Genomic DNA, 6,316 nt, shown 5'->3' on the forward strand with positions numbered 1-6,316 from the left:
TTTCCTCACTCGCCTCCTTCTTTACGATAATAGCCGGCCGAGCGGTATAACACGAAGAGCAGGAGCGCCCCGGCGGCTCCGACCAGCAGAAGTAACACCGATAACCCGTAGAAATTACGCAGACACCAGACCGGGTACTGTTTTTCATAATCAGGATAGAGATGAAAGGGTCCCAGACCGGCCAAGGAGATCTCCTTTTCCGTGCGTTTAGTGTCATGGCAGCGGGCACAGGGAGCCTCGCTGACTTTTTCGCCGTGAGCCGCTTCACCCTGATGACAATCAAGACAATTGCCCCGATCATAATCGAAACTTAAATCTCCTTTGCGATGCGCTTCCAGACGAAAGGTTGAAAGCCGTTCAAGCATGGTTGAAAGCTTCCTCTCTTTATGACAGACGCCGCAAGTCTCTGTCAGGTTGGCCCGGTTGACCGTGGATTGTTCTATACGAGCACCGAAAATATAGTGCCGGGTATGACAGTCGTAACAGTTGGGGGCATCCTTCTTCCCGGCCAGTAAAGCCTTGCCGTGTTTGGTCTGCAGATAATAACTATCGGTCATGAGCTTTCTTTTGGGTATCTTGATACCTTTTTCAGCCAGTCGTTTCCGGGCTCCAAGAGGAAACAGTCCCTCGCTATCCGAATGACAGGCAAGGCAGTTCACTTTGGCGAAGCCGCTCCGACAATGCCGAGCCGCGGCGGCGTCTTCATGACAATCGACACACTCAAGCTTTTGCGCATGCAGGGTTTGCTGATAAATTTTGGCATCAACCTGAAGCAGAGCCTGGGAACCATCAAGCCGCCCGGAGGCCAGATTAGGTTCCTTGTGACATTTCATACACTCTTCGGTCGTTCTCAGTTTGGGCACCTCAAGCGGTATCGGCAGCAGGCCATCTTCCTCGAGCATCAGAACCGGCTCTGCAGAGGCATTCGTCAGCGTGGTTGCCCGCACCTGCCCGGCGGGGAAAAGTCCGCCGAGCACCAAACTCAGCCCTACACTCCAGAAAAGCCAACGATTCTTCACGCGCAGCCGCCCCTTCTCCGGAACCACCTGCGTTATCAATTTCCTAAACATCCCCAACCTCCAGGGCTTCCGCAACCAGTTCAACCACATCCTTAACTTTGACGTCCATTTCCCGATTATGAAACTTCAACCCATCTTCAAACATTACCATACAGAAGGGACAGGCGGTCACCGCGATTTCCGGATGCTGCGCCAATGCCTGGCCGACCCGGTTATCGTTGATTTTGGTACCCAGGGTTTCCTCCATCCACATGCGCCCGCCTCCGGCTCCGCAGCAGAAACCACGCTTGTGATGGCGTTCCATCTCCGCCAATTCTAGCCCGGGAAGCTCACGCAAAATCGAGCGCGGCTCCTCATAAACCTCATTGTAGCGCCCCAGATAACATGAATCATGATAAACCGCCCGAACCGCCAGAGGACGTTTCAACTGCAAGCGCCCTTCACGCAGCAATTGCGCGACAAATTCGGTATGATGCATGACATTGTAGTGTCCGCCCAACTGCCGGTAATCTTTCTTCAGAGTGTTGTAACCATGCGGGCACATTACCAGAATATTCTTAACGCCGTAAGCGTTCATGGTCTCAATATTTTCCATGGCCAGCGTCTGATAGAGATATTCATTACCCATTTTCCGGGCTGAATCGCCACAACATTTTTCTTCAGCACCGAGAATCGAAAACGAAACCCCTGCCGCGTTCAGAACCTTGACAAAAGCATTTGTCACCTTTTTGTAACGGTCATCGAAAGAGCCTGAGCAACCAACCCACAACAAGTAATCAACCGCACTGTTCTCCGCGAAAGTAGTAACGTCCTTGCCTTTCGCCCAGTTGCCCCGATCAGCCCAGCCGAGGCCCCAGGGGTTGCTGTTATTCTCGAAATTTTTAAACACGGTCTGGACTTCGACAGGGAAACTGCTCTCCATGAGAACCAGATTTCTTCTCAAATCGACAACCTTGTCAATGTGCTCGACGAACATCGGGCAGACTTCCATACAAGCCCGGCAAGTCGTACAGGACCAGACTTCGTCCTCGCTCACATAACTGCCCAGCAAGGGCTTTTCGTCATCGGGCAGCCCCCAGGTAAGATCTTCTCCGTCTGACCGCCTCTTTTTGATAAGCGCGGCTTTATCGTAAAGACATTGACGGATATCCTGGACCAGCTTTTTGGGTGTCAACGGTTTGCCGGTGAGATAAGCGGGACAATTGTCCTGACAACGACCGCAACGGATACAAGCGTCGCTGTCCATCAGTTGTTTCCAGGTAAATTGATGGACATGGGCGACCCCGAAAGTCTCCGAATTTTCCACATCAAGCAGGCTGACGACGCCTTTGGCTCCGGTCGAACGATAGTAGTTATTGAGAATACCGCTGATTACATGAAAAAGTTTGGTATACGGCATGGTGCCGACAAGCAGGATGACGGCGTAAAAATGAACCCTCCAGACCCAACCGATGGTCTGTCCGTCAAAGCCGGAACTGAAGGGAGAAAGGGCGAAGGCAATCAGGGATCCCAGTGGGGCGAACCAGCTTCCTTCCGGAGTGGTTATCGCCAGACGCAGGCCCTCCACCGCAAAACCGCTGAGAAAAATAAAAAACAGCCAGAGCAAAAGCAGGCCATCCTCGTTCCCTCGTTCGTCAAGACGCTCGGCTTCAAGGACATAGCGCCGGTAAACCGCCATCAACAGACCGATCAGAGCCAATCCGCCGATCAGATCGAGAACCAGGGATATACCACCAGCCGCCGCAGGTGCCAGAGCAGCGATGTGAAGCTGGGCAAAAACCACGGCCAGGAATGGAACCATAAAACCAAAGAAAATGAACAGGTGCATATAGCCGGGCCAGGATTCCTCCATAATCCGGTCATGACCAACAACCGACGCGATCATGGCCGCAAAACGACTGCCGGCCTCCCCCTTCCGGCTTTCCGGTTCACCAACCCGCCACCGTGCGATTTTCCTGGCGCTTCCGTAAAGCAGAAGCACTAAACTCAAACCGATAATCAATGCATCAAGTGAATTCAGCATAGCCTTTCTTTCCCCTACTCCGGCAGCTGGCACCGGAAACCTGACAAAAAATTCTGAGCTGCTGGTTTTCTAATGCCGGGGCATCATTTTTCACCCGGCCTAACAGCTTTTGTTACGAAAAATTACAACGAACCCTCAAAACCCTGAAAAGGTCCGGGCCGCGAGATTCACTCAATCATCGATGAATAACCACTCATCTGAAGATTACGGCGGGCTTGTTAACATAAGCACGAAAGCTTTGTCAAGAGGCAACCTGTATACTTCATACGAAAAACACTGACTTCATCCCCGCCGTTTAAATGTAAGAAAAAAAACGAGGACGAAATTGTCGCCCTCATTTTCAATGCAAAATATATTTGTTCAACTATAATGCGGAAACCAGCCCCACCGCACCCAAGCGGATCTTTCAGTCCGCACCCTACGAACAGCCGCTGGTCGCAAACAGGCACCATCTCAGTTTATGTTCCTGTTCCCTTACAACGAAAGTGAACGATAAGTCGCAAAACCCGAAAGGCGATTTCAGAAAACTCCCTTGCCGTTGAAAAACGGTCCGTATTTTCGATCAACTCCTTTGATGTGACCGATCAGCCAGTCTTTGAGAAAAGTCAATAGATCCAGAGAAAGAGTGCTTTGCCCGGCTTTAAATTTTTTCTGAAAGTCAACCACTTTAGCGACCAGGTCGCGATGCAAAGCGACATGCCTGTCATAATCCGGATATTTGCATTCAACCATCAACCTTTCCTCATCGGCAAAATGAGTGTTCGTATAATCTACGAGCTCATCCAGGACCTGCCCGGCAACGTCACGACTTTCCCCCCTTTTCATAGCCTTGTAGAGCTCATTGACCAAAGCCACCAACCGGTGATGCTGCCGATCAAATTCAGCGACCCCGTTTTCAAAACTTGAAGACCAGGGCATCAGATCCGCGATCTCACCACCACTTTGAGTTTTTGCGAACGTCGATACGGAATTAGCAACTTCTGCCGGCCGCTCCAGCCTGAAACGCAGAACAATATTTTTCAGCCGCTCGCTGAGCCCTCCCAAATCGGCGGCGCTGTTGTTGACCTGAGCGCTGCTTTCACTGAGCTCCGCCGCAATCGAGCTGACCTCGGCGATATCGGAAGAGATTTCTCCTGCAACCGTTGAACTCTGGGCGATGTTATCATTGATTTCGGCGATGCCATGGGAAGCCTGGGCCACGCTGCCGGCGATTTCCCGAGTGGTAGCGGACTGTTCCTCAATCGCGGCCGCCACCGTGGTTACAAGTTCACTCACCTCTTCAATAACGCTGCTTACTTCCCGGATTTCAGACACAGTCGCTCCGGTCGAGCCCTGAATCTCCTCGATTATCCGGCGAATATCCTGAGTCGCCTCAGCAGTCTGGCGGGCCAGCTCCTTGATTTCGTTGGCCACCACGGCAAAACCTTTACCGGCTTCACCGGCCCGGGCCGCTTCAATAGTCGCGTTCAAAGCCAGCAGATTAGTCTGCTCCGAGATATCATTGATCACCGCCGTAACCTTGCCGACCTCCTGCGCAGCCCGTCCCAGTTCGTCAATTTTTTCCGAGGCCTGCCGGGTGCGCTCCACCGCAGCCAAACTGATTGCGCGGGTTTTCTCGGTGTTCTGAGCGATTTCCGCCACCGTCGAAGTCATCTCTTCGGCCGCGGCCGCCACCATGTTGACGTTACCGGCGATCGCTTCGGAGGCGTTGGAGACCGAATTCATATTGACGCTCATCTCTTCGGCCGCGGCCGCTACCGTGTTGCTCTTGCCCGAAGCATTTCCGGAAGCATCGCCCAGTTTTTCGGACAGCGTCGCCAGCTCAGCTGAGGCCAGGGTCAGCTGTTCCACCCCAGCGTAGATATCTCCAGCGATGACGGTCAACCCATTTTTCATCTCCGCCATGGCCGCCAGCATGCTGCCGGGCCGGGCTCCGGCGGCGATCTTGACACGCAGATCGCCGTCCGCGATTTTAGTCAGCATCTCATTCATATCCTCGGCCTCACCGCCCATGATGCGGACGAAACCGGAGCGCACCCAAAAGACTACCAGCAGAGCGATCAGAACCCCGGCTATCGCCACGCCCAGCACCAGAAACTTAACCTGCCCCTGTTTTGTCAGCGCCTTGTGATGCGCATCCTTTTCGATTTTAAATAACGCTTCATCTAATCGGGCAAAGACCTTGACAACACTTTGCAGGGCATCTTGGGTCAGGGCCCGATAATCATTTTTTGCACCTTCTAGATCCTCGGCCTCAATCAGATTGAGGTTAATCTCCTTGATTGATTCATGCAAAATCCGATGCGGTTCTTCAAAGTCTTTCAGAATCGGCGCCAATTCCGGGTAGAGCGTTTCAAGTTCTTTCCTCGGTTCACCATAAAGCCACCGGCCAAAATTACAAAGGTGATCGTCGGTTTCGACCTTGATCACAAGTCCTGGAGTATAATCCTGAAGCAGGGTCTGTTCGACCTCGCCAGTAAATCTGAGTTGATCTATCTCCATTCGTTGAAGCCGGGTAATCGTATCCACTGCCTCCAGGGAGCGATTCGCCATTCGAGTCATGTCGCCGACCCCAATATAGGCTACAGCGCCGAGCACAACCAACAAACCGCCGATCACAATCAAACCAGAAAAAATCTGACGACTGAGCTTTAAACGCATAACCAAAACCTCCCGCTAAACCAGCAAATAGATATCATACAACTTTTATGGATTGAATTAATCATACCAACCTTGTAATTTCCAAACACACCAGCTCAAAAACTAATGGGCTTTCACCTGGGTGGCCGCAATGGCAAACTGAGGGAGAGATTCAGTTCCCGGAGGCTGAAAATGATTGCCCTCCACTTCCAAGGCTAAAGCTTCTGGTTTTCCCGCGCCCCCCGATGGCTGAACTCGCGCCAGCACGCTCAAAAAGCAGCAATTTTAATGGGCTTCAGGCGCTGCAGGTGGGGGGACGACGAAATATCGCGAGATCTGACGGAAAAGCACCGAGCACCCTCAAAACTAAAAATGGCTGGAAGTCACCTGGTTTTCAGCGGCCCGGCCTGAATTCCAGGCGGATCCAAACCTGAGACGATGCGGCTCTATTTTAGCTTATCTGCAAGTCCCCAAGGTCAAAGGTCTTCTTATAGACCACCAGGCCATGCTTTCCCGGAACCCGCAGGCCTGAGTCACCCTCCGTCATGACTTAAGTGAGAGCGGTTTTCTGACCGCGGCCCAATAGTTGTATTTATTAACACATGGCACCGTTAATTTCCAGCGTTTTATGTTC

3 protein-coding genes are annotated in these 6,316 nt (G+C 52.1%); all 3 read right to left on the bottom strand.

The genetic code is table 11. The annotated features are described in order from the left end of the window. Positions 1-5 precede the first annotated feature (5 nt). The 3 genes from ENN66_06095 to ENN66_06105 all read right to left on the bottom strand — a co-directional run bounded on the left by ENN66_06095 (position 6) and on the right by ENN66_06105 (position 5,703). A complete protein-coding gene (locus tag ENN66_06095; protein ID HDS16171.1) occupies positions 6-1,070 on the bottom strand; it encodes a hypothetical protein in 1,065 nt (354 codons plus the stop codon). Beyond that, the gene (locus ENN66_06100) at positions 1,063-3,042 is read right to left on the bottom strand and encodes a (Fe-S)-binding protein (protein ID HDS16172.1); all 1,980 of its coding nucleotides are present in this window, start codon (positions 3,040-3,042) and stop codon (positions 1,063-1,065) included. The genes ENN66_06095 and ENN66_06100 overlap by 8 nt, the downstream gene beginning before the upstream one ends. Before the next feature lie 519 nt (positions 3,043-3,561). Continuing rightward, on the bottom strand, positions 3,562-5,703 hold the full coding sequence (locus ENN66_06105) for a bacteriohemerythrin (GenBank protein ID HDS16173.1): 2,142 nt from the start codon (positions 5,701-5,703) through the stop codon (positions 3,562-3,564). Positions 5,704-6,316: the final 613 nt, after the last annotated feature.

The sequence above is a fragment of the Pseudomonadota bacterium genome (genome assembly GCA_011049115.1).
In the GTDB taxonomy this organism is placed as follows: domain Bacteria; phylum Desulfobacterota; class Anaeroferrophillalia; order Anaeroferrophillales; family Tharpellaceae; genus DSCM01.

Bases quoted from the DNA above. Each gene is read 5' to 3' on its own strand.
- ENN66_06095 (HDS16171.1), bottom strand. From the start codon at position 1,070: ATGTTTAGGAAATTGATAACGCAGGTGGTTCCGGAGAAGGGGCGGCTG.
- ENN66_06100 (HDS16172.1), bottom strand. From the start codon at position 3,042: ATGCTGAATTCACTTGATGCATTGATTATCGGTTTGAGTTTAGTGCTT.
- ENN66_06105 (HDS16173.1), bottom strand. From the start codon at position 5,703: ATGCGTTTAAAGCTCAGTCGTCAGATTTTTTCTGGTTTGATTGTGATC.